Annotated in this window: 13 protein-coding genes; 5 read left to right on the forward strand and 8 right to left on the reverse strand. The window is 40.2% G+C overall.

Annotation, left to right across the window (positions count from 1 at the left end; all coding sequences use genetic code 11):
- Positions 1 to 10 precede the first annotated feature (10 nt).
- The 7 genes from D0T08_RS18555 to D0T08_RS18585 form a co-directional block, all read right to left on the reverse strand.
- Entirely contained in the window at positions 11 to 673 is a 663-nt protein-coding gene (locus D0T08_RS18555; protein ID WP_116984176.1) for a hypothetical protein, read from the reverse strand.
- A 51-nt stretch (positions 674 to 724) separates the two neighbouring features.
- Positions 725 to 2698 (reverse strand): glycoside hydrolase family 97 protein, encoded by a 1974-nt coding sequence (locus D0T08_RS18560; RefSeq protein WP_116984177.1) that lies wholly within the window; start codon positions 2696 to 2698, stop codon positions 725 to 727.
- Positions 2699 to 2772: 74 nt separating this feature from the next.
- Positions 2773 to 4275, reverse strand: coding sequence for a RagB/SusD family nutrient uptake outer membrane protein (locus D0T08_RS18565; RefSeq protein WP_116984178.1), 1503 nt, complete (start codon positions 4273 to 4275; stop codon positions 2773 to 2775).
- Positions 4276 to 4298: 23 nt separating this feature from the next.
- On the reverse strand, positions 4299 to 7835 hold the full coding sequence (locus D0T08_RS18570; protein WP_116984179.1) for a TonB-dependent receptor: 3537 nt from the start codon (positions 7833 to 7835) through the stop codon (positions 4299 to 4301).
- Positions 7836 to 8203: 368 nt separating this feature from the next.
- Positions 8204 to 9277, reverse strand: coding sequence for a FecR family protein (locus D0T08_RS18575; RefSeq protein ID WP_116984180.1), 1074 nt, complete (start codon positions 9275 to 9277; stop codon positions 8204 to 8206).
- Positions 9274 to 9912 (reverse strand): RNA polymerase sigma factor, encoded by a 639-nt coding sequence (locus D0T08_RS18580; RefSeq protein ID WP_116984181.1) that lies wholly within the window; start codon positions 9910 to 9912, stop codon positions 9274 to 9276. Before D0T08_RS18580 ends, D0T08_RS18575 begins: the two co-directional genes overlap by 4 nt.
- Positions 9913 to 10141: 229 nt before the next feature.
- The gene (locus D0T08_RS18585; protein WP_116984182.1) at positions 10142 to 10573 is read right to left on the reverse strand and encodes a lipocalin-like domain-containing protein; all 432 of its coding nucleotides are present in this window, start codon (positions 10571 to 10573) and stop codon (positions 10142 to 10144) included.
- A gap of 236 nt (positions 10574 to 10809) precedes the next feature.
- Between D0T08_RS18585 and D0T08_RS18590 the strand changes: the two genes are divergently transcribed.
- The 5 genes from D0T08_RS18590 to D0T08_RS18610 all read left to right on the forward strand — a co-directional run bounded on the left by D0T08_RS18590 (position 10810) and on the right by D0T08_RS18610 (position 18868).
- The gene (locus D0T08_RS18590; protein WP_116984183.1) at positions 10810 to 11355 is read left to right on the forward strand and encodes an STM3941 family protein; all 546 of its coding nucleotides are present in this window, start codon (positions 10810 to 10812) and stop codon (positions 11353 to 11355) included.
- 170 nt (positions 11356 to 11525) lie between these two features.
- Positions 11526 to 12863 carry a Gfo/Idh/MocA family protein gene (locus tag D0T08_RS18595; protein WP_116984184.1) on the forward strand — a complete coding sequence of 446 codons (1338 nt, stop codon included), beginning with the start codon at positions 11526 to 11528 and terminating at the stop codon, positions 12861 to 12863.
- A gap of 358 nt (positions 12864 to 13221) precedes the next feature.
- Positions 13222 to 13614, forward strand: a complete 393-nt coding sequence (locus D0T08_RS18600; protein ID WP_116984185.1) for a response regulator — start codon at positions 13222 to 13224, stop codon at positions 13612 to 13614.
- An 11-nt stretch (positions 13615 to 13625) separates the two neighbouring features.
- Positions 13626 to 18152: an ATP-binding protein gene (locus tag D0T08_RS18605; protein ID WP_116984186.1), complete on the forward strand. Its 4527-nt coding sequence runs from the start codon at positions 13626 to 13628 to the stop codon at positions 18150 to 18152.
- Between the two features lie 80 nt (positions 18153 to 18232).
- Positions 18233 to 18868 carry an NUDIX hydrolase N-terminal domain-containing protein gene (locus tag D0T08_RS18610; RefSeq protein WP_116984187.1) on the forward strand — a complete coding sequence of 212 codons (636 nt, stop codon included), beginning with the start codon at positions 18233 to 18235 and terminating at the stop codon, positions 18866 to 18868.
- Between the two features lie 110 nt (positions 18869 to 18978).
- Here D0T08_RS18610 and D0T08_RS18615 read toward each other — a convergent pair whose 3' ends face one another.
- Positions 18979 to 22899 (reverse strand): M36 family metallopeptidase, encoded by a 3921-nt coding sequence (locus tag D0T08_RS18615; protein ID WP_116984188.1) that lies wholly within the window; start codon positions 22897 to 22899, stop codon positions 18979 to 18981.
- Positions 22900 to 23331 lie beyond the last annotated feature (432 nt).

Below are 23331 nucleotides of genomic sequence, written 5' to 3' on the forward strand. Positions count from 1 at the left end.
TGAAAAGTTTTTATGATAGGTTCTCAATATAAAACTCATCTCCCTTATATAAATCTTCTAATTTATGAATTATTTTTTCAGGACGTTCCTCAATCCACTGTAATAGTTCATCAAAACTTTCACAATCTTCATCGCCAAATCCCCATTCTGAAAAGTAAATCGCTTGCTTTACATCAAAAAGTCGGAAAAGGGTTCTGATTAGCTCTTGCCATCCCTCTCTTAGTTTTTCATGTGAGTTGGCGCATAGTTCAAACCATTTCGAAAAAGTGTCAAAATCGCCAATAAAACAGCATATATTACTACGAAGAAAAAGCTTAAATGAGTCAGCAATGCTTTTATCATTAATTGTATTTAAGTCATCAAAATAATATTTAAAACTTATCCTATGGCCTTCGTTTTCGTCAATTTCCCAATTATCAGGATTATATTTTTTTATCTGACTTTCTTTATTTAAGAATTTACTTTGTTTTCTTTTGTAATATTCATTGATGCCTTGAACGAATTCGGTATTTTCATCAAAACCTTGATTATGTATAGGATTTACTAAAGAAAAATAGGCTAGAAAATCAAAATTCAATTCAACTTTTTTAATCCTTTCTTTTAATTCTTCTACTACTTTTTTATCACGTAAATCATGAGGATTACGACCCCACACTACTAACCATACAGCCATATTTTTTTATTTTAAGGCTCAAATATAGCATTTTATAAATTATTAAAATCTTCACTTCTTCACCAACTTAATCACATACCCCCCACCAGGTGCCAAATGAATTTTAAGTGAATCCTTTTTGGTCAATGTAGCAGTAGATAGATTATAGTCGGCAGGGTATTTATCAGCATTCATCCCATCTTTGCAGATTGTTGCTGTATAAGTGCCTGCTTCTAAAAAATCAAGCGATACAGTCAGATCACGGGCATTCGCATCAGTCATAGCTGCCACATACCAGGTTTTATTCTTTTTGCGGGCTGTTACGATATAATCACTTACTTTGGCATCTAATACCTTTGTATCATCCCAAACCGTTGGGATACTGCCTAAAAACTCCATAAACTTCGGCTCCAGATAACCTTGTGAAGGATTCCCTGCAAAAAACTGAATCGGGCTTTCATAAATCACAAACATAGCCAGTTGCTGGGCTCGAGTAGTCATCGACATCACATTTTCTGCATGTGACTTAAAACCCTGAATAGTCGCATTATTCAGCATACCCGGTTCATAATCGAGCGGGCCGGCCAGCATTCTGATAAATGGTAGTCTTAAATTATGTTCAGGTGTTACTTTATTACTCCAGATATTGTATTCAGAACCCAATACTGCTTCACGCGCTATGGCATGCGGAAAAGTACGATTAAACCCTGCAGGTTTAAATGCGCCATGAAACATCAGCATGAGTTTATGACGTGCACAGGCTTCTGCTATTTTGTAGAAAAGCTGCACAGTCTTCTGGTCATCTCTATTGAAAAAATCGGTCATGATAAAATCAACTCCCCATTTATTAAACTGGTCTAAGGCTTGTTCCAGTTGTTTTTCCAGAGTTAATCCCAATGTCCACATGCTAACGCCTATTCCTTTGCTTTTGGCATAACTCATAATCTTCTGCATGTCGATGCCAGGCGTGATTTTGAATAGATCATTATTATCACTCCACCCGGCATCCATCATGATACGCTCAAAACCAAAGCGTTTGGCAAAATCAATATAATAGAGATACGTTTCCGTATTAATACCGCTTTTGAATGGTACATTGAAGATATTGGAAGTAATAATCCATTCATCAGTTGCTTTACCCGGTTTTACCCATGATACGTCAGCCACCCTTGATGGTGACGCTAACCTATACACGAGGTCATTGGCAGGCAAATCTTTGTCTTGCGGCGCAATCATTAATACCCGCCACGGGAATACTCTGCTACCTTTGGTCCTGGCAATAAAATCGGCTCGTTTGGTAACATATTTCAAAGAATAGAGTTCTTTTGATTCCGTTTCTTCTGCCGGATAAGGGGCAAAGTTGCCTCTCAAGGCATTGCTCATAGTACCCACTAAAAACATACCGGGATAATCTTCTAAATCTGATTCGGTGATGGCTATTTTAGGCGCTTTCTCCGGCGCAACTAACACAGGAGTAAAGAACAAATCATTTGTAGAGATACTATCCATTACCTGAACTGTGTAGAGTTCTTCAAAGCTTGTATGGTATCTATCCATATTGTCAGGAGGTACCACTTTCGGGAAATATACCGGATGATTAGTAGGGAAATGAAACTCTGCTACCTCATCCCGTACCTGAATAGGGTCTTTAAAACTCGTTATGATTCTATAAGCTACACCATCATTATATACCCTGAAAATCACGCCAAATGAATTAGATAAGGTAACCGTCAGTTCATTGTATTCATCCGGAATCCGCTTTCTTTTTTCAGGAACAGGGGAAATAATGACGCTTTTAATACTACGCTGAGAAAAGTCCGGATTGGCCAATCCCTCTGACAACTTCCTGCCATCAGATAGAATCATGTCAATTTTTGAGGGAGAAACCAATGGCTGGCTTTTATAATAAACGCTATAGGTCAGTCGGTTTGATACATCAACCAATAGGCGGACAGACTGGTCGGGAGAGGTTATCTCCCTGACCATATCTGCCTTTGCCGAGTAAGGGTAAATTATAAGTATAAGGATGAATAGATACTGTTTCATAGAGGTCTGTTTATTTTTCGAATATATAGGTCTGAGTAATCTGTTTCGAAAATAAACAAATCAACCATTAAATACTAATAACCAGGGTTTTGTGCTGGTACGCCCCCATCGCCCAACTTGATATTCCGGTCGATTTCTGATTGTGGTATAGGTAACAAACCATGTTTATTTGCTTGGAAATACGAGATAGGTTCACCACCCAAGAGTGCCAGTTTTCCTGCAGCACGCCAACGCATAATATCACGGTTACGCACCTGTTCGCCCGCCAGTTCTACTTTTCTTTCGTGCATAATGGCTTGCAATACCTCATCTTTTGTTTTGCAGGGAAACTGTGCGGTAGGCAATAAAGAGAATTTGGCCGTCTTTAAATCTTCACGGCTACGCACTTCATTCAGGCGGGCAAGGGCATTTTCTGTATTATCCGCATCGTTTTCACATTCTGCCAGCATTAGCAATACTTCTGCATACCGAATCATACGGCGGTTAATGGCACTCGCCACATTGCCCGGATTTGAGTTCTTATAACTCAAGGTATATTTCTTCCAGGATTCCTGATTCATTGTTCCGCCTGCCCATGTATCACCTATTTCATACATGGCTACTTTTTTACGAATATCCCCTGTTTCAAATGCACTTTTGAGTGTTGAGGCAGGTAGTACAATGCCATTGCCTGTATTCATATCATATTGGCGTGTACCATTAGTCGACTCACGGTATAAGCCCTGTGCATAATCATCCCCTTCGTCTTCTGCTGCTGATGGATAGGGAGAGAACACACATTCAAAGATAGATTCTTTATTAAATTCCGTTTCTTCTTTAAAGTTATCGTTGTTATTTTCCATCAAACTATATAAACCAGAGGTTCTTACTTTTTCAAGATAAGTTTTAGCACTACTGTAATTGCCCATCTGCATATATATTCTGCCTAATAAGGCATTAGCAGCACCTTTGGTGGCACGGCCATTATTGGAGGCCTCATAAGTAGCCGGAAGTGCTTCTGCGGCTTCCTGCAAATCTTTGATAGCGGCTTCATACACCACCTGCTGGGTAGAACGAGGTACAAATCCGCTGAAATCTGAGATAGGTTTGGTAATCAATGGTACACCCCCCCAAAGACTTGCCAGTTCGAAATAAGCGAAGGCGCGTAAAAATTTGGCCTCAGCTACTACTCTATTTCTTAGTTGTCCATTCGGGTCGTCTCCATCGGTGTTAATAGTATTATTGATAACCACATTGGCGCGGTGGATAACGATATAAAAACCTTTCCAGACACGCTCTACATAAGAGTTATTTACACCTAATGTACCACGTAGTATCTCGCCACGGTCGTCGGCGAGGGTGGTACCTACAAAATCATCCGAACGTAAATCATGTAACCAGATATAGCAATCTCCTACCAGGTAACTCCCATTCAGGGTAGTATAGGCAGCATTTACACCTTTTTCAAGCTCTGCAGCAGTTTTGAAATAACTTTCAGAAGTAACCGCATTTGGATTGACCTTATCCAGTTGGTTTTCGCAACTGCTAAGCAGGCTTACAGCCAGAATCAAACCGAATATAAGACTATTTTTTTTCATAGGATTGAACGATTTAATGCGATTTAGAAACCTAATTGTAAACCTAAAATGAATGAACGTGCAGCCGGATATTGTCCGTAATCAATACCGTTGGTGAGGTTTCCGGCACCACGGTTACTACCCAGTTTCATCCCGATTTCGGGGTCATAGCCCAGATTATATTTTGTCAAAGTCAGCAGGTTTTGTGAGGCCACATAGACTCTGAATTTGCTGATTGCTCCGTTTGTTTTCTTATTCAATACATCGACAGGTATTTCATAACCGATATTGATGTTTTTCAGGCGCAGGTAAGAGCCATCCTGTATCCAACGTCTGGAAACCCTTGAATTATCGTTAGGGTCACTCCATTTGATACGAGGATTTGTAGTACTTGGGTTCTCTGCTGTCCAGGCGTCTTCGTGGGCTTTTAAGCTGCCACCCAAAGGCCAGCGGAATGCGCCTGCATAGACTCCGATACCACTATAAATATCATTGCCTTGCACGCCCTGGAAAAGGATGGATACATCGAAGTATTTATAATTAGCTGTCAGGTTCAGTCCATAAGTAAAATCAGGCAGGAATGAACCGATTACCTTCCGGTCTTTATCGTCTACAATGCCATCACCATTCAAATCACGAAAACGCACATCTCCGGGAGCAGTAGCAGCACTTTGATAGAATGCGCCTGCTGAACCTGTTTTTGCTCTGGCGGCAGCATTATCGGCATCTATTTCGCTTTGGGTCTGATAGATTTTGTCAAAATCCCAACCGTAGAATGACTGAATAGGTTCTCCGGCCACAGTACGTGTAACGGGCACACCCCAGCTTGAGAAGTAATTACCATCACCGCCATAAATCACCCCACTTGGTGAGTCTAAACGCAACACCTTATTATTTACATGACTGATATTGGCGCTGATACCCCAGTTAAAATCTCTTTTGCCCGGTGAACGGTAGCCCAATTGTGCCTCCCATCCTTTATTCTGCATTTTACCGATATTCACATCCGTAAACTGTACATAACCGAATGATGGTGGTGTGGGTGCTTTCAGAATCAGGTTGTCTGTGATGCGGTCGAAATACTCAGCTGTAAACGAAACAGTATTGTTGAATAAAGAAGCATCCAGACCGATATTCAATTGATTGGTCTTTTCCCATTTCAGGTTCTGATTAGCCAGTTTGTTATAAAACGAAGCATTTACTACGTTTTCGTTATTGAATGGATAAGATGAATTATATACCAATGATTGCCATGGGTAATTACTCAATGCAGTAGGGTTTAAGCCTGTTAAACCATAACTAGCACGAATCTTTAAGTCAGACAAAAAAGAAACATGCTGCATAAATGACTCCTGTCCCAGATTCCAGCCGATGGAGGCGGCGGGAAAATTGGCAAACTTATTCCCGGGAGCCCATACCGATGAACCATCGCGACGAATACTCGCATTGATGATATATTTACCTTTGAAACCGTAACCTACGCGTGCCACATAAGAGAGCAACAGGTTTTCCTCTATCGCATTTAATGCACTTAGATTCGTAGCTCCATTCAGGGTTTTAATGGCAGGATTTGATTGTTTGCCCGACATCATTTCTGTTCTGATTTTGCCATTCTGTGTTTCAAAAACCAGCGTGGCATTCAGGTGATGATTGCCTATCACTTTATCGGCTGTTAGTTGCTGTGAAAATAAAAAAGAAGAATAGGCATTGCGGTTATTTGAAATGGTTGACAAACCATCGTTTGTCTTAAACGTATTCTGTCCATCATTTACCAGATAGCTATTATCAATACCATCTTCTAAAGCATTGGCATAATCAACTCCGAAGGTGCTTCTGAATTTCAGCCAGTCTGATAGTTTAATATCTAAATAAGCGCTTCCTAAGATCTTCGTGGTATTTCTTCTGAAAACGATGTTTTCAATATCTGCAATCAGATTCGGGAACGGGTGTCCGTCAATGGCATCGCCTCCGGCTTTTATCCATGCGCCTGTGTTTGGGTCTTTGACTGGTAAATGTGGCAGCGCAAATTGTAATAAGGATAATGGAGTGCCCTGGTCGCCAGTTTGTCCATCAGAATTATTGAATAATTGCGATGAATAGGCTACTAATAGGTTTTGACCAAATGTAATGCGAGAACTTAAATCATAAGTAGAATTGACTCTGAAATTATAGCGGTCGAAACCTACGCCTTTCACAATACCCTCCTGACGCATATAGCCACCCGAAGTATAGAAAGTAGAACGTTCCCCACCACCTGAGATAGAAATATTATTGCTATTCATCAATCCACTTCTAAAATAAAGGTCTTGCCAGTCGGTATTGGTTTGTGCATAGGTTTGTGTAGCTCCCGGATAAGGAAACTTAGCCATTTCGGTAGGGGTATAGCGAGATGGACGAGCGCCTGCATTCTCATTATTTGCACCTGAATACATGCTATTCATAAAGGCCGTGCGTTGGTCTGTATTCATAGGGTCAAGCAAACGCCAAGCAGACTCTACGCCTGCATAAGTATCCAGATTAATAGATAATTTCTTGCCTTTCTGACCTTTTTTAGTGGTTATCAGAATCACTCCATTGGTAGCTCTTGAACCATAGATTGCTGCTGCGCTGGCATCTTTTAAAATCTCTACCGATTCTACATCGTGATTATCAAAACTCGATAAGTTCGTAGTCGGGAAGCCGTCTACTACATACAAGGGATCAGTAGAAAAGCTTACTGAGCTAACCCCTCTGATGCGGATATTCGGCGCTGTTCCCGGTGAACTCACATTAGTAACGGTAAGCCCCGGTACACGTCCTTGTAGCGCTTGGCCGACTTCTGCTACAGGTAACTCGTTCAATTCCTTGGCCGAAACCTTGGAGATTGCACTTGTTAATTCACGTTTAATTTGTGTACCGTAGCCTACCACTACTACTTCGTCGAGGGATTTAGGATTGGGAACAAGCTGAATATTAATCGCAGTCTGATTATTAATGTTTACTTCCTGCGTCTGGTAGCCCACATAAGAAAAAACCAGCACAGAAGCATTATCAGAAACAGTGAGCCGATAGTCGCCATTGGCATTAGTCATGACCCCCTGTGTAGTACCTTTTAAAACAACACTCACACCCGGCAGCCCTTCGCCTGTTTCTCCTGTTACCGTACCTGTAATCGTACGGTCAGGGATAGCGGCATTTGACGCACTACCGGATTTTTCTTCCTTTTCGGCTGAGGTAGTATTTTGCTGGCTCAGAATAATCTGATTGCCAATAACCCTATAATTAATGCGCATAGGTTTCAGAACTGCCTCCAGAACTTCTTTTACAGCCTGATTCTGGATATTCACAGAAGTCTTGCGCTCAGCCTGAATCACTTTCGGACTATAGATAAATTTGGCTTCGGCCAATGCTTCAATTTTATTCAGAATATTTTTTAGTGAAACATCTTCTACCCGAATAGAAATCCGTTTTTCGAGGAGTTCCTGTGCGGGCGAATCAAAAGCATAGGTGAGTTGTATGCCTAAGAGTGTGAGAATCAAAGGTAGTAATGATTTTTTCATAACTGTCAGAAGCAGTTCATACCTGAGTATGGTTGGTTTCATAGAATTAATAGGCCATTCCGGCGGTTTTTAAGGTGGAACGATTTCAACAAAACAGATTCCAACACCCAGTGTCGTAGGCAATGGGTGAATAACTAAGAAATTAGCGGCCCGCGGATACCGTTATTTCCTTTATTGAGTGAATGCGTGAGTTAGTGATTGAGTGATTAGTCTTGAACTTTGATTTAGCTGATTGAATTGATTTAACTGATGATGACTCTTTACATTTAATCATCACTTGATAATAAAACTATCATTCATAGTTCATCAAAAAAACAATAATCATTCTAATCATGTGAATCAGGTAAATCATAGTTCAAGACTAGTTCGCCATTCATGATTAATCACACAATCACTCATTCACTAAATTCCTATCTACAACCCCTCCCATCAATCACAACCTGTCCATCCATTACTTTATAAGTTGCCTGAATGGTTTCACAGACTATGGTAAGTTTGTCATAGAAAGAACCATCGTTGAGTGAACCTGTCAGGTTACAGTCTTTCAGACGGTCGGTGTCATAGATAATTTTTACTCCATATAATTCTTCGATTGTGCTCAGCACCTCAATGATTGGAGTTTCTGAAAACTCGAAGCGATTTCTGGCATTTTCTTTGTTTAGCACAGCAGGTTTTTCAACCAATGTCTTTACAAACTTGTCTTCTTTTTTTACAAAAACAGCTTGTTGGTTTGGGGTCAGAATTATTTCTTCTGAGCGTAATGGCTCTGTCTGGGTTTTATCTGATTGCTTAAAGACCGTTACTTTTCCTGTACGCACATCTACCGATACATCGGCATCCTGTTCATACGCTTTTATTCTGAAACTCGTGCCCAAAACTTTAGTAACTACTTTGCCCGAATACACCAGGAAAGGTTTGTCAGCATTTTTGGTTACCTGAAAAAACGCTTCACCACTCAGGTACACTTCACGTTTATTCTGCCCGAAATCCTGCCCTATCTGAAGGCTACTATTCCCTTCCAATATCACCTGGCTCCCATCGGATAGGGTGATGGTTTTAGCGGTTTTGCCTATATTAATTTCTTTCTGGTCTATTGCTTCTATAGCAGGTGTTTCTGTGGTTGCAGTCGGCATTACCATTTTCTGACTAAGATACCAATACCCGGCAAACCCTAGTAATAATGCTACTGATGCTGCCATTGCCCATTTGTTACGGGTATAAAATGGTAAGGGCTTCTTATCTACAGTATTAGCTAAAATGGTTTCAATGGCATTTTTAATTTCTTCCGAATTTTCGTTGGTAGGGTTTATCTGCAAGGCAATCACCATTGACTTTGCCTTTTCTATTAATTCTTCCCGTTCAGGATGTGTGGTTTGCCAGATTTCCCAGAATCGGTCTTCGGGCGGCAATTTCCCTAATACCCATCGTCGGAAATAAGGGTCTTGCACAAAGTCTTCTATCTGGTAATTCAGGTAATTTTTCATTGCAAAAAGTAAGAGGTAATAGAGCTGATGAATGATAAGAACCAGTTTTTACGAAGTAGCTTCAAAGCTTCATAAATCAGATTAACGGCTGAGTGATAATTGATTGACATTACTTTAGCGATGTCGTCATATTCCATTTCCTGAAAAAAACGCAGGTAAATGGCCTCCCGTTGCCGCTTGGGTAATTTCTCCAGATTAAACTGTAAGCGTTTTAAATCTTCATGTTGTACTTCGTTATTGACCAGATAAGATTCTATGGCAAATTGTACCTCAAAGGCATACTCATCGTTTACTTCTTCTGCCTCCCGGAACCAACGTAATCGTTTAGATTCACGGAAAAGCCGGTGGCGTAACGAGATAAGCAAATAGGGTTTTAGTTTTTCGACTCCCTCTAATTTATGACGGCGGTTCCATAAGTCTACAAAAAGATCATGCAGACAATCCTTTACAAACTCACGGTCTTTCTGAAACTGACTACCGTAATTCAGCAATATGGGGTAATAATCATTCATCAGGCTCGCAAAGGCATTTCTGTCACCTTTCCGAAAAGCCTCCCAAACCAGACGCTCCCGCTCGGTAGTACTACCTGTTGGCATATTGTCGGACTGGAAAGAAGTGGTATTCAGGCGAGCCATCAAAAATGAGTTTTATCTAAAATTAACAAGGATTGTTTATATTTTTACTTTTAAACTAAGGAGTCCGAAAAGGATTTTATATCCTGTAAAATTTCTAAAAATTTTCTGATTTTTTTCTCTTGCCCAATTACTGATACAGTTTGGAGAATTATAAAAAAAATAAACTCAACTACCATAAATATCTGCTTTATGATGGTTGAGTTTATTTGCTATCAGAGTGACCTGGTAACTACTTCACCCGCACATATTTTTCAATATTCAAGCGCTCAATACCTGCGCTTTCTACTTTCTCTATGCCTTTTTGAATCAGGGTATCATTCTTAATTTCGATAGTGAAAGTGAAGTCGTGCCCTTCCCATTCTCTGGCATTGCAATATTCCAGATGCTCGGTATAATTATTGTCTTTTAGTGTATAAGTGCCTGCACCTGCTGAAAAGGCTGCAGTTGTGGAGTCTTTCCCATGATTCAGGTCATGGTTGGTAAAACTAAAATGCGTATCGTTGATTATTTTGATGAATGATAAATTTTTGGTGTAGTCGGTTACGGTTGTATCTCCTTTTTCAATCAGTGTGCCTGTCTGCAATTTCCAGGTGCCTACAATCGGCAATTTGGTATCAACCGATGTTTTAGTCTCTTTAGCACAGGAGAATACAATAGTCATTATGACTATTAGAAAGGTTAGTCTTTTAAGGTATTGGTTAATCATTTTTCTATAGAATTAGGTTGAGTCCGAAATCTACTAGATTTACTGATGCAGTGCAAATTTATTTAAGTGCTTCCCAGGCATCAGCGACAAAGAGCTTCAATAAAATTTTCCTGGGTCTTCCCAGTATTGATTTGCATATCTGAAATCAATACTATACTTTTAATCTATTACTTAAACACTGAAGGAACTTTATGAAAACCTCTGAATACCCTATCGAAATTCCACTAAGCAAACAAAAGCTTGTTCTCTTATTGATTAGTGCCATAGCTTTTGTTGGCATTGGTATATGGTTTGTTGCTAAGCCTGAGTCTTTTAAAAATGGTTTATTGGGTAACCCTACTATAGTTTTAAGCATTGGTATTTTATCGATTGCCGTTTTCGGGCTTGCGGCTTTTGTAATGGTCAAAAAATTAATGGATAATGCGCCCGGATTAATTATTGACAAAACAGGTATTACCGACAATTCTACCGGCGTTCCGGCAGGACATATTCCCTGGAGTGATATTAAGGAGATAAAGACCAATAAAGTACTTGCCCAAAAATTTCTGGTAATTATGGTTACTAAACCAGAAGAATACATTAAACGTCAAACAAGTGGAGCAGCTAAGAAAGGTGTAGAAGCGAATCATAAAATTACCGGCTCGCCTGTTAATATTCCATCATCTACGCTTAAATATAATTTTGATGAGTTGGAGGCCCTCCTAAAAAGCGAATTCGCAAAAAATAAGTCTATATAAAGTGCAATAAGGGAAAAGATTTTAGCAAATCTTTTCCCTTATTAAAATCTAGCTTCATTGTTTCCTCCTTCCCACTTCTTTTCCTTCCTATGTTGTTGAATCTATCTTCAAATAATATAAGATTTTCAGTTTAATTTTCTATTTTTGATTCAACAAATCAATACCTACCTATGATCAATGACCGTCGAAAATTTTTAAAAAACCTCAGTAAAACTACCATTGGAGCTGCCGCTATCGCATCTACTCCACTCATTGAAACACAAGCCGCTACCTCTCAAGCTAATGCTGCCAATCTTGTCAATGTGGCCCTCATTGGTGTGCGGGGAATGGGCTGGGCTGATCTTCATTCTTTTCTGAAAAATGCTGATACCAGATGTATTGCACTCTGTGATGTGGATGCCGATTTACTCGCCACAAGAGCCGCTGAAATAGAAAAGAAATTTGGTAATAAACCACAGACCTTTAGCGACCACCGGGAACTGCTCAAAGTAAAAGACCTGCAGGCGGTGATGATAGGCTCGCCCGACCACTGGCACTGTATACATGCCTGTGATGCCCTGGCTGCCGGCAAAGATGTATATGTAGAAAAACCTATCTCACTAAATGTGGAAGAAGCCGATCTGATGGTAAAAATGGTGAGAAAACATAATAGGATATTACAAGTAGGGCAATGGCAGCGCAGCGACCGCCATTGGATTGATGCCCTGAAAGAATTAAAATCCGGTTCAATCGGAAAAGTTAGACAAGTAAAAGCCTGGGCAGATGTAAATTATGGACGTGATTTTAACGTAGTGCCCGATTCGGAAGCACCTAAGGGCGTTGACTATGATCGTTGGTTGGGACCTGCGCCAAAAAGACCTTTCAACAAAAACAGGTTCCATGGTACTTTCCGCTATTTCTGGGATTATGCCGGGGGATTAATGACCGATTGGGGTGTGCATATGCTCGATATGGTACTGGCAGGTATGGATGCCCAAAACCCTAAATCTGTGATGGCCATTGGTGGTAAGCTGGCGTTCCCGAATGATGCTGCTGAAACACCGGATACCTTAACCACGGTTTATGATTTTGGTAATTTCAGTCTGGTATGGGAGCAGTTTATGGGCATGGGAACCTCGCCTTATTTAGATGACGTCAGCGAGCCAGGTGTGGCATTTATCGGAGAAAAGGGTATTCTTGCCATCAACAGAGCGCACTGGAAAATAATTCCATTGGAAGACAATGGTAAATATATGATGACACCTATGCCTGCTCGCAGAAGCTGGGACTCAGGCCTGGATGCGCATACTAAAAATTGGTTGGAATGCATCAGAGACCGTAAAGACCCTAACTGCACGATAGAAATGGGCAGAAATACGGCGGTAGTAGCCCAATTGGGCAATATTGCCTATCGCACAGGTAAAAAACTGGAGTGGGATGCCGAAAAACGCCAGTTTAGCAACGATACAGAAAGCAATAAATTATTGAAAGCCAATTACCGTGCTCCCTGGGCGTTGCCGAAAGTTTGATTTGAGAAAGTAGGATAGATAATAATTAGCTTAAAAGGGAAGCATTTAGGGCCTCCCTTTTAAAATATATCCAGAGGTATAACAGCAATTATCTTATTTTAAAAATTACCGGAATCAATTCTAGCACCTTTAAAAGCCCGCCTTTAGGGGTTAGGGGTTAAATAATTTCAAACCATACTTTGAAATGGAATGAAAAAATCTCTAATTTTGATAGCAGATATAAAATTATAACATACTGCCCATATTTCTGGTTTTCATGTAAAAGAATACTCTTGGGAATTTTATAATTTGCGACTTAATTCACCATAACCTAAGACCTACCCTCATAGAATCATAATTATCTCAGCTGAACCCGATAATGCAGAAAATTACCGTCTTCCTTATTGACGATGATGTAGACGACCAGGAAATTTTTGCATTCATTCTATCCGATGCTTTTCCACAAGTTGACTGTGTTTTTGCCAATGATGGATTGGATGCCCTGGAAAAATTACAAGATGTTTCTTTTAATCCCGGTATCATTTTCATTGATATTAACATGCCAAGAATGAATGGTCTGGAGATTCTGAAAGAAATCAAAAAAGTAAAAAGATTTTCCAAAACCCCGGTTTATATGTATTCTACCTCCAATGAAAATAAGGTAGTAGAACAAAGTAGAGAATTAGGTGCTACGGGTTTTATTAAAAAGCATATTGATACCGACGTAGCAAAAGAGGAATTCCAACATATCATTGCAAAGCTCAAATTGTAAAAGACAAATGTATGTCAGACAAGAAAATCCATGAGTTCCTGGCCGGAGGCGGAGAAATGGGGGAACGTATCCGCTCTTTCGACTGGAGTAAAACCTCATTGGGAGACCCTGAGCATTGGCCACAGGAGTTAAAAACCTGTGTTCGTATCATGCTTAGTTCGCAACAGCCTATCTGGATAGGTTGGGGAAAAGACCTGATTAAGCTTTATAATGATACTTATATTGACATTGTACGCGGTAAGCACCCTGTCGCGTTAGGCCAACCGGCTTCGGTTGTATGGCGCGACATCTGGAAGGACATCAGTCCTTTGCTTTCAAAAGCCATGCTGAAAGATGAAGGTACTTATGTAGAGTCGCAGTTGTTGATTATGCACCGCAGTGGTTTCCCTGAAGAAACTTATTATACTTTTTCTTATACTCCTGTATTGGGTGATGACGATAAGCCCGCAGGCATTATTTGTTATAATACTACCGATACCGAAAGAATTATTAATGAGCGTTCGCTCAAAACCTTACAACAGTTAGATAGTCTCGTACAGAAAAAGACCGAGAGAGAAGTCTACTTACAGGCAGCTAAAGCAGTTGAGTTTAATAAGTGGGACTTCCCCTTTGCACTCATCTATAAAATAAACGACGAAGGCGAAAGCGCAGAACTTGTAGCTACGGCGGGATTTGAAGAAAAACACCCTACTTTACCAGATATTGTTGATGTAACCAAACCAACTGTTAATACAGAACCTTTCTGTAAAGCTGTAAGCGAAAACAGACTGGTAGAATCAGAAAATAATGGTCGTTGGGGCGATTTACCTAAAGGAGCATGGGATATTATACCGCACCATTTTCTTCATGTGCCTATCAAAGGAGCTAATAAGAAATTCCCTCTGGCTATTCTGAGCATGGGGCTGAATCCCTACCGACAATTTGATGATGTTTATAAAAACTTTATTCAACTAACTGCTGACCAGATTTCTTTAGGAGTCAACAATGCCATTGCTTATGAAGAAGAGCGCAAACGGGCACAGGTACTAGAAGAACTGGACAAGGCCAAAACATTGTTTTTTTCCAATATCAGCCATGAGTTTCGTACGCCTATTACACTCATGCTTGGGCCATTGGAAGAATTATTGAATAAACCTGATATTCACCTGAGTGCTTATGAAAGGCAACATGTAGAAGTAACTCACCGCAATGCCCTACGTTTACTCAAACTTGTAAATACGCTACTAGATTTCAGCCGGATTGAAAGTGGCCGACATCAGGCACATTTCGTTCCTACCAATTTATCAGATTATACCAAAAACCTTGCGTCTAATTTTCGTTCAGTAATGGAAAAAGCTGGTCTGGAATTGGTGGTTGAAGACGGTGTTTTGCAAGAACCTGTATACGTAGATAAACAGATGTGGGAGAAGATTGTATTCAATCTTTTATCTAATGCTTTTAAATATACGCTACAAGGTTCTGTCAGAGTCCAATTGCATACAGATGGGCATCAGGCTTTTATGAGTGTGGAAGATACAGGTGTCGGGATTCCGGAGAAAGAACTCCCGCATATGTTCGACCGCTTCCATCGGGTACAGAATACAGCAGGCCGAACCCACGAGGGAACGGGTATCGGCTTGTCTTTAGTAAAAGAATTAGTTCAATTACATAAAGGAGAAATAGCAGTAGAAAGTAAAGAAGGGGTTGGCACTAAATTCACGGTAAGTATTCCTTTCGGTAATGCGCATTTACCCGCTGCACAAATACAAGAAACGGCAGATTTCGCCGACGTTATCTCAAATGTCTATATAGACGAAGCTACTTCTTTTTTACAAGACGGAATCGGCAAGTCAGATTCTGAACAAAAAAGTTTTAATCCCAGTCTGGCAACTATTCTGATAGTTGATGATAATACCGATATGCGCCAGCACATTGAATCTATTGTCAGCACCAGATATAATACACTTACTGCCGCAAATGGCGTAGAAGCTTTACATATTATTAAGCGACATCAGCCTGCCTTGATTCTAAGTGATATTATGATGCCTGTAATGGATGGCATTGAGTTATTAAAAGAAGTAAAAAAGAATCGTGAAATAGCGCATATTCCGGTAATTCTGATTACTGCCCGGGCAGGAGAAGAATCAAGAATAGAAGGTTACGAAACAGGTGCCGATGATTATATGACCAAGCCTTTTTCGGCCAATGAATTATTGTCAAGAGTAAAGTCTCAACTAAAAATTGCCCATACACGTCAGGAAGTTGAGCAACGCCTGAGAGGCTTTCTTATGCAGGCACCTGCGGCCATTGCTATTCTCGAAGGCCCCGAACATGCCTTTAGCTTAACTAATACCAGATTTCTACAGATAATCGGTCGTGAGGCAGAAGAACTATTAGGACGTGGTCTAAGAGAACTGTTTCCTGAATTTGAGGGGCAGGGTATTTACGAAATCTTCGATTATGTATATAACAGCGGCGAACCTTTTGCCACTAATGAATTTTTTGCCTCTTTCATTTATAAAGGAAATATCAGGTCAGGCTATTGGGATTTTATCATTTATCCTATCAAAAACGAAAATGGCATCATTAACGAATTGATGGTGCATGTAATTGAATCTACCGTACAGGTAGAAGCAAGAAAGAAAGTGGAAGCCAGCGAAAGACAGTTCAGAAATGTGTTGGTTCAATCGCCAAGTATATTCATGCTATTGAAAGGACCGGATATGCTAATCACATTTGCTAATGAGCCATTGCTTACCTCCTGGGGGAGAACTAAAGATATTATTGGCAATAAATTATTAGAGGTATTGCCTGAACTCCGAGACCAGGCTTTTCCGAAATTATTACAACAGGTATACGAAACAGGTGAAGTATATTATGGCAACGAAGAAAAAGCCAGAATTATTAAAGATGGTGAAATCAAAGACATCTATTATAATTATGTGTATCAGCCAAGTTACGATTTAGATAATACGATTGCGGGTATTACCGTAATGGCGACTGATGTTACTGAACAGGTAAATGCCCGCAAGAAAATAGAAGCCAGTGAAGAGCAGTTCAGAACATTGGCCGAAACATTGCCCCAACTAGTCTGGATAACAGACTCACAGGGCAATCAACAATATGCTTCCGGTCGTTGGGAAGAATATACAGGACACTCGTCATCGCCAGAAAACTGGGTTAAAACAGTTCACCCGGAAGATTATCAAAAGATGGTCAGGTTATGGAGTCATAGCTTAGCCACGGGTGATATCTACAGAATTGAATTACGTCTGAGAAGCAAGGCCGGAGAATATCGCTGGCATTACGGGCATGGAGAACCTATCCGGAATGAACATGGAGAGATTATCAGTTGGATTGGTAATTTCATGGATATCCACGACCAGAAAGTCTTTACCGAAAAATTAGAAGAGACTGTTAAAGAAAGAACGGCCGAGCTTTTAGAGAAAAATACAGCCCTCGAAAACTCCGAATCGTTTTTACAGCAATTAATCGATTCTTCCGTAGAGTTTATTATGGTAATAGACAAAGATTTCCAGATTATTAATGTCAACAAAAGATTTGAAGAGGGAATAGGTAAAACAAGCGAAGAGATATGTGGGCAAAACCTTTTTGATTTTAACCCAAAAGCAAAAGATACCGAAGAGCATGGAGCTATCTTGAAAGCCCTGCAAGGGGAAACAGTTCATTTTGATAAAAGGAGGTCTATTGCTAAAGACGACTATTTTATTGATACCTATTTTATTCCGCTAAGAGTTCAGAATCAGATTGAGGGTGTAATTATTATGTCGAGAGATGTAACCGACATTGTGCATTCTGAAATCATGCTTGAAGAAAAGAATAACGCACTCGAAAATTCTAACAAAGAACTGGAATCATTTAACTATATCGCCAGCCACGATTTACAGGAGCCGCTTCGAAAAATCAGAACCTTTATTCATCTGATTGAAAAGAGCGGTTTTGAAAGTGAAAGTGCCCGGAAATATTTCGAAAAAATCAATTCCTCAGCTCAACGTATGAGTGATTTGATTCAGTCGGTTTTAACTTATAGTCGCCTATCTAAAACAGGAGAAGACTTTACACAGACTGACCTGAATAAGATTCTGACCGAAGTACAGACTGATTTTGAGTTGTTAATAAAAGAAAAGAATGCTACTATTAAGGCTGGCAAGCTACCTTCTATTAAGGCAAATGCTTTGCAGATAAATCAGCTATTTTCCAATCTGATTAGCAATTCTCTTAAGTTTTCGACTGAAAAACCTAAGATTACAATCTCTTCAAAAATAGAAAAAGGCAAACAGATAAGTATCTTAGCTAATCCTGATCAATCTTATGTGCATCTGACATTTAAAGACAATGGTATCGGTTTCCCTGATGAATTTAAAGATAAAATCTTTAACCTTTTCCAACGCCTGCATGGCAAATCTGAATATTCAGGCACAGGTATCGGCTTAAGCATTGTGAAGAAAATAGTAGAACAGCATAAAGGATTTATCTCTGCTGAATCGAAAGATGGAGAGGGAGCAGTTTTTAATATATGGCTGCCGATAGGCGATTGAGTGAATTTGTGAGTTAGTGATTGAGTGATTAAATTATCAAAATTTGCTTTTAATTTATCTTTTTTGACCCAAAAATAAACATGAACCCACTCAACTGGCTATTAGTTTCTCAACGCCTGCAAGCACTAGCCCAGACCGGATTGGCTTATACTGAAAGTGAGTATGATCGTGAGCGGTATGAAGAAATCAATGCTATCGGTCAGCAAATTCTGGCGCAATTGAGTAATGTAGCCATTGAACATGTCATTCAGCTTTTTCCGGATGAAATAGGGTATCGCACGCCAAAAGTAGATATACGGGCCATTGTTTTTCGGGGTAGCGATGAATTGCTGATGGTGCAGGAGAAAATAGACAACAACCGTTGGACCGTTCCCGGAGGTTGGGCAGACATCGGCTATACGCCGTTTGAAGTAGCCGAAAAAGAAGTATGGGAAGAAACCGGATTAAAAGTAAAGGCTGCAAGGTTGTTAGCGGTATTCGATAAGAAAATGCACCCACATCCCTACCAACCTTGGTATGTCTATAAATTCTTTATTTTGTGCGACGTAACAGGTGGTGAAATATTGGCAGAAACCAACGAAACATCAGGTATAGCCTGGATTCCCAAAAAAGAACTACCGAATTTATCTCTTTCCATCGATAGGGCTACTTATTCGCAATTAGAAAAAATGTTTGAGTTTCTCTCCAATCCTGATTTATCAGCCTTGTGTGATTGAGGCTTCTCTTTATTTCATACTTTTTAATTCTCCTATAATATTCTTATAAATGCAACGTCCAACCCTATTATGGCTTGGACGTTGTGTTATTCTTCATCGTTAACTATATATCAGTGTAAACCTGCTTCACAACCTAGTATAACTGCCAGGAATGTTTCTGTACCCCCAGCCTGAAAGCCTGGATTCAGTGTAATCGTTTTGCCTGCTATATAATTTACACCGTTAGCTACATTAGCCGTACTTGTAATACTTTGCGAAACCCTATAAGTTCCGGCCGTTTGGCTACCCGTATAAGTGGCATTAATGTTTATAGTAGCAACCACTGGCACTCTGTTCGAAGTACAGCCTCCAACGTTACAAGCCGCATAATATGTGGTGGTTGTATTCAGGTTAGGCGTAGCATAGGTACCTCCTGTAAATATGGCTGAACCTCCGCTAGCAACATTGTACCACATAACTGTACCACCACTACAGCCTGAAGCCAATAAGGTTACCGAACCTTCCCCACAACGGCTTCCGCCTGTTCCTATTGGTGCATTAGGAATTGGCGTAATGGTTGCTGTTACACTTACCCTGCCAGAGGTACAACCATTTAATGTACAGGTTATCTGGTATGTAGTAGTAGACGATAAACTTGGTGTCGGATAACTGGTTCCTGTGGCAATAGACGAACCTCCACTTGCTAAGTTATACCAGTTAATAGTACCTCCGGGACAACCAGATGCGGTTAAGGTTACCGAACCAGACCCACATCGACTAGCGCCAATCCCAGTTGGTATGGTGGCGTTACTCCTGGTAATAGTTGCTATAGCTGAGTTAACCGCAGTACAGGCTCCACTTTTGACAACAGCACGGAATTGTGTTGTTTGTGTGATGTTTGAATAGTTGAGCGTAGTGGTAGTATTAGCAATCTGCGTAATAAGATTGGTGAAACCATCAGTTGAAGACTCCCATCTCACAACAGAGCCTGTATGCCCGCTTAAGGTAAGTGTACCCGAATTAGTATCAAAACACACTGTAGTACTACCTGCTACTGTACCACCAACAGAAGCAGGGTTGACTGTAAATGTAGTCGGTGTACGGCAACCTACAGCCGAGCTATCTGCCAGATAAAAGGTTTTTGTAATCGGAGTAGATGTATTAGGAATACCCGAGTTGGCCACGCCGACAGGATTAAATATATTACCCCTGAACAGAGAGGAACCTCCTGAGCTGGCAGTATACCAATCACTGACATTCTTGAAAATAGGAGAAGTGGCTTGTAAGGTATAATCTCCGGTTACGCCATTATCGTAGGTGCTAATAACCAATATATAAGTAGTGCCTGCTGTTAGGTTCTGAACAATTCTTGGAGCATAGGTTTTCGTTCCACTATCATCATCGCCTCTTACAAAATTAACAGCCGGAGTTGTCGGATTAAATGAGGTATGATAGAGCGTCATATATCCGTCATAAGGTGTAAACCCATCAAATGTTCCATCGATTAACTCAATAGATACGGTACCGTTCGATGTGGGTGTAAAGGTATGGGTTTTATAGTGTACAGCAGTACCAACACTAGATGCCCAATAGTAAGTTATATTATTACCATCACCTCTTCTATAAGTTGGAGAACTGGTAGTTAATGTTCCATGCAAAAGCGTAGTAGAAGTACCTACACCAACTAAACCCTGTCCACCAGGCACAGCACCATTCTGACAAACGGCATAAGTTGCTACAGCCGGGGTCGGTCTGGGATTAACTGTTACCTTAACTGCCTGAGGTGCCTGGCAGCTACTTGGCGTTAACAAAAAGTAATAAGTAACAACAATTGGTAATTTAGTAGTATTAATCAAAGTCTCATTGATAGAAGAACTATTACCGCTACCTGCTGAATTGCTGATACCTGTTACTGCGGGGCGCGACCAGCTAAAAGTAGTGGTTCCTGCAGTGGCTGTGGTAGCAGTATAAGCAAACGCCGTATTTGAACAAACCGTAACAAATTTGGCAGAACTTAGTGGTCTGTCAGTAAACGGCGTAAAATCTTCTACAACGGTAAGGTCGTCAGTTGATACCCCTGTAGAGGCATTCATCCCTAAACCACGGCGGGCAAATGCTTTCCAGATAGCACATTTATAACGTCCGCCAAAAAGGTTTTGGTCGGCTGTCAGAATAGCGTTACGGGCATCTACAAAACTGGGGCTACAAGGTTGTAATCTCAAGCCCTCGTTTACTAGTTTTAGCGCCGCTATATTACCCCTCATATCGGTAATAGCTGCCGGAGTAGTATAAATATTATTTACGATCTGGCCATCCTGCATGATAATCTCCCAGGTCATGTCCCAAAGCATCGTTGCCCAGATTGACCCTATGCCATGAGGAATAGAATAGTCTGTTATTTTCCCATAAGTAATCAACGGATTTACATTGGCCATATCATACGAGTATGGGTACGGACGAATACCACCACCATTGGTAGACTCTCCTAATACATAAGTCCCCATACTTCTGGAAATATTCGCACTAGCCAGATTGGGTGATAATGAACTCCAGTTAGTTGTAAGCATCAAAGCCAGATAATCACTCCATCCTTCTCCGCCTTGTTCTGCATTTTGAAGACAGCTAACATTAGCAGGGCCACCCGTTAATCGGTTCGACCAGCCATGTCCATATTCATGAGTCATTACACCATTATCAAAATCAGAATCCGGTGTATAGGCAGGGCTTCCTCCATCATCAAATATATACATCTGCATTCGTGGATTCTGTCCATCCGGTGGTGTACCGAAGTTTGCGTTATTGGTACCTGAGCCATCCTGTGCATCAGCATATACATAATCGTTTCCTAGCCCCTGTCCGGTTGTATTTATTTTCTGGAAATTGCCACTAGGTTCATCAAAACCATATTTCAATAAAACATCATGAATCAGATTATTCCAATAGAAAAGATTGGTAATAGCGGCATCGCGGTTGGCCGCTGCCGTTCCTGTAGTTTGTGAATACGGGTAGTTAAAATCCAGTGTAGCCGAGTTTGGGCTTGCTCCGGCAGTAATTTCATCATCATCTGCTAAATCTTCTTTTGCCCATACGTTATTTCCACGTGTATTTGTATAATTGGTTGTCCCATCAAAATGCCAGCCATTGGTAGCCCCAAGCGAAGGATTTGCAGGCATAAATTTGGTATAAGGGTTCGTGACAATTGTACGAGCTCCGTGAATGGGGCTCTCCAGTGGATAGTCAAAAACATTGTAACTATTTGCCACTAAAGGTTGAAGGAAATTGAAAGTTTGTCTGGCATTGGCAGGTTGCTCATCACAAATATGAGGCTCCTGTCTGTGCTGAGGCGTTCCAAAATTGCAATGAATAATCTGGTCGATAGTAGATACAATCTCTCCTGAAACGGCATCTACTTTCACACTCCAGTGACTCTTATGATCTTTTGTATATATTTGAACATTCCATACTAACTGAACACCGGGCTTAGGCGTTTTACCCTCTATCTTAGCCCCAGTAAACCAATACAACTTCACATCAATATTTTCATTTGATAAATCGGCATTGGTATAAACAGCTTTGCTTATTTGTCCGTTCGCTAACTTAATCACATTTACTTCTTTGTTGTTAGCCTGATTATTAGGCAGATTCAGGCTTGCAGCCGCTTTTGAAATAGCACTCACAGGTGTTAGCTGTATAGCTGAAACACTCGTCGGAGCTTTTGAAGCGATGTCTTCAAGAAAATTATTACCTACATGAATGACTTTCTCATTAGCAAATGTAGCATTCAATATACCATTATACACTTCTACTGACTGATAGTTCTGGATATAATAAACGTGATACCAACCAGTACTTGGCGAAAGGTAAGCGCTTGAAATACCCATTTCTCTCAGGTCATTAGCCGAAAGCTTGTAAGTTGAAGCATTAGCTGTGAGATATTCCTTTACTTTCTCAACTTCTTTTTGTGCCTGCACCTGAAAAGAACATAAGAGTACAAGCAAGAGCAGACACCAGTTTTGGCAGGCTCTGTTTTTGATTCGTAAATGTGTTAGCATAGAGATATTGTTATAGATATACAGTAAAAATTATTAATGATTTTAATAAAATCACAGCATACATTTAAAGTAACTGCAGAAGTTCTGGTGGTGAATTCTAAAGAATAATGAACCTTTTGGTAAGAAATTATACTAAAATCAAATCAGGAAATAATATACAATTAGTTTATCGCTAAGGTTAACATATCATTATTCTGGACAGTAAAACGGTAAAATCGGGTAAGATTCTTTGTGTACATGGCTTAATATTCTACTTCTCTGAAATAAACCTCTATTTTACGGCAAAATCATGTCTAAAACAACATCTATTTACTAAACGGCTACGTATATAGAAGCTTTTTTTACTTTAGAAAATAGTTAATTTCAAAGCATAATACGCAGATTATATTATGGGTTTATTTTTACTACTCAATAAAGCAAAACGTCCAACCT

Origin of the sequence: Emticicia sp. C21, from assembly GCF_003418935.1 — a bacterium.
GTDB lineage: Bacteria > Bacteroidota > Bacteroidia > Cytophagales > Spirosomataceae > Emticicia.

Coding starts and splice junctions, on each gene's coding strand:
- D0T08_RS18565 (WP_116984178.1), bottom strand. CDS start 4,275: ATGAAAAAAAATAGTCTTATATTCGGTTTGATTCTGGCTGTAAGCCTG.
- D0T08_RS18610 (WP_116984187.1), top strand. CDS start 18,233: ATGAACCCACTCAACTGGCTATTAGTTTCTCAACGCCTGCAAGCACTA.
- D0T08_RS18570 (WP_116984179.1), bottom strand. CDS start 7,835: ATGAAACCAACCATACTCAGGTATGAACTGCTTCTGACAGTTATGAAA.
- D0T08_RS18600 (WP_116984185.1), top strand. CDS start 13,222: ATGCAGAAAATTACCGTCTTCCTTATTGACGATGATGTAGACGACCAG.
- D0T08_RS18575 (WP_116984180.1), bottom strand. CDS start 9,277: ATGAAAAATTACCTGAATTACCAGATAGAAGACTTTGTGCAAGACCCT.
- D0T08_RS18590 (WP_116984183.1), top strand. CDS start 10,810: ATGAAAACCTCTGAATACCCTATCGAAATTCCACTAAGCAAACAAAAG.
- D0T08_RS18585 (WP_116984182.1), bottom strand. CDS start 10,573: ATGACTATTGTATTCTCCTGTGCTAAAGAGACTAAAACATCGGTTGAT.
- D0T08_RS18580 (WP_116984181.1), bottom strand. CDS start 9,912: ATGGCTCGCCTGAATACCACTTCTTTCCAGTCCGACAATATGCCAACA.
- D0T08_RS18555 (WP_116984176.1), bottom strand. CDS start 673: ATGGCTGTATGGTTAGTAGTGTGGGGTCGTAATCCTCATGATTTACGT.
- D0T08_RS18605 (WP_116984186.1), top strand. CDS start 13,626: ATGTCAGACAAGAAAATCCATGAGTTCCTGGCCGGAGGCGGAGAAATG.
- D0T08_RS18560 (WP_116984177.1), bottom strand. CDS start 2,698: ATGAAACAGTATCTATTCATCCTTATACTTATAATTTACCCTTACTCG.
- D0T08_RS18615 (WP_116984188.1), bottom strand. CDS start 22,899: ATGCTAACACATTTACGAATCAAAAACAGAGCCTGCCAAAACTGGTGT.
- D0T08_RS18595 (WP_116984184.1), top strand. CDS start 11,526: ATGATCAATGACCGTCGAAAATTTTTAAAAAACCTCAGTAAAACTACC.